Here is a 1,548-nt window from a genome sequence, read left to right as displayed (position 1 = left end):
GTAACTATTCAGCACCGGTTGGCTGAGTCGGGGCTTCTTGCTGCATGAAGGCTGGCACCTCCCCCGCAAACAGTTGCTCCAGTGCGGTATGCGCCGCTACCCCTTGCTTGACGGCGGTCGAGAGAAAGCTACGCATGCGGCAGAAGATCTCAGCACCCTCCCAGGAGCGGAAACAGCCCGAGATTTTCTGCTGGACCTTGGTCATTCGCAGATCGCGTTCCCCCTGGTTGTTGGTGAAGGGAGCGGCAGGGTCGTCGAGGAAGCGCAACACGTCGTCCTCGTACGCCTGGAGGCGTTCCAGGAGGTTGCGCGACTTGGTGCGCTTGGCCCGGCCTCGCGTTCCAGGTGGCGGTTTCACCGGCGGGGGGCACTCGGCGTCCCCTTTCGCCAGGCAATCTCGATAGCGCTGCCGCCAGGCTCGGGTCTCATCGGCCGAGAGGCAGCCGTCGGCCACCTCCACGGCGCGATGCATCTCCAACAACAGGTCATGCAAGGCCTTGGCCCATGCCTGGCCATCGTTCTCCCAGGCCGCTGTCAGCTCCCGAAGGTGGTGCGCATTACAGAGCGCGTGCCGGCAATCCGGATAGCGGTAGTAGGGCTTCCAGTGATCATGCACCAGCACGCCACGCACGAAGGGCAATACGCCGATGGCGTCCATCGCTTCCTGGCCGCGCTTGGGGTGCGGGGCCAACCAGGTCAGGGCCTCGTTGGAGGCGCTGTGTAGCCAGTAGCGTTTGCCACCGACCTGCATTCCGGTTTCATCGGCATGGACGGTGGCTGCTTCACGTAGCGCCGGGATCACCCACTCGGCGAACGCCTCGGCCCGCTGGTAGGCCTCCTGGTTGAAGGCGAACAGGGTGCCGGTGCTCAGCGACAGGCCGCACTGCGAGGTGAGCAACTCGCGGATACGCGCATAGGGCAACAGCTGATACTGGGAGAGATAGACGACATGCGCCTTGAGGCGAGGGCCATACTGGATGGGGCGAGTCACGCCCTCGGGGAATGGCGCCACGTAGCGTTGCCCCTGATCATCTTCGAGGACCTCAGCCTGATATTCGGTGACCACGGCCTGGATTACGATGTCCTGCACTTGGCGCGTTTCGACGCCGACCGGGCGGTAAGAACGCCCCTTGGGGAGTTGCCGACGATCGACACGGAGCTTGACCACCTCGTCGGGGTCCGTCACCGGCGCCAACGTCTTACCCTCATGCCCTGGCTGTCCGCCGGGGCGCCGCTCGCCTTTGGCGCGCGAGCGGCGCTGGCGATTGGGATCCTGGGACGGTGGCTTGCTGCTGTTGCGGCTACTGGTGGCCAGGCGATCGGCCATGAGCTTGACCAGCAACATCAGCACATCGATGGCCGCACGCAGCGACGGCGAGACCGTCTGGTCTTCCTTGAGCTGCTGTCGGACCCGCTCCAGAGCCTCGTCGACGTTGATATCGCTGATGGTCATATCACCGCATAGATATGCCGAAGGATTAGGCACACTATGCCAGAAAAATCAGCTGGTTGGCGATATCCCATCCGCAGCCACCTGAATAGTTACAA

The 1,548-nt window shown here is 63.4% G+C and carries 1 protein-coding gene; it reads right to left on the bottom strand.

The genetic code is table 11. The annotated features are described in order from the left end of the window. Window positions 1–4: 4 nt before the first annotated feature. Window positions 5–1,453, bottom strand: a complete 1,449-nt coding sequence (gene tnpC / locus ACQKE4_RS20660; RefSeq protein WP_022519762.1) for an IS66 family transposase — start codon at window positions 1,451–1,453, stop codon at window positions 5–7. Window positions 1,454–1,548: the final 95 nt, after the last annotated feature.

The organism is Halomonas sp. NPDC076908 (genome assembly GCF_050269715.1).
In the GTDB taxonomy this organism is placed as follows: domain Bacteria; phylum Pseudomonadota; class Gammaproteobacteria; order Pseudomonadales; family Halomonadaceae; genus Vreelandella.
This window is presented reverse-complemented; position numbering and strand designations above follow the sequence as displayed.

Bases quoted from the DNA above. Each gene is read 5' to 3' on its own strand.
- tnpC (WP_022519762.1), bottom strand. From the start codon at position 1,453: ATGACCATCAGCGATATCAACGTCGACGAGGCTCTGGAGCGGGTCCGA.